Source organism: Methylobacterium nigriterrae, assembly GCF_037106235.1.
Lineage (GTDB): Bacteria > Pseudomonadota > Alphaproteobacteria > Rhizobiales > Beijerinckiaceae > Methylobacterium > Methylobacterium nigriterrae.
This window is the reverse complement of the sequence record NZ_JBAWTG010000782.1, coordinates 1-281: the sequence shown is the minus strand read 5'-3', so window position 1 is coordinate 281 and position 281 is coordinate 1. Positions and strand designations below refer to the sequence as shown.

Genomic DNA, 281 nt, shown 5'->3' with positions numbered 1-281 from the left:
AGCGCCGCAAGGTCGCCCGCTTCTTCGCGCCCGTGGTCGTGGCCGAGCGCTACACCGCGCAGATGGAGGAGTGCGCCGACCGCCTGCTCGGGGAGACCAAGCCGGGCGGCCGCCTGGAGCTCGACGAGCTCGCGCTGCACTACACCGTCGAGGTCACCGCCGAGGTGGTGGGGCTGACCGAGTCGTCGGTGCCGCGCATGTCGCGCCGGCTGGTGAGCTTCTTCCGCCAGCCGCCCTTCGACATCACCCGCCGCGACCTGGGCCGCACCCGACGTCAGTGG

General features: G+C 73.0%; 1 pseudogene. It reads left to right on the top strand.

The annotated features are described in order from the left end of the window. Positions 1–281: pseudogene (locus tag WDW90_RS39145) on the top strand (hypothetical protein); the annotation flags it as partial.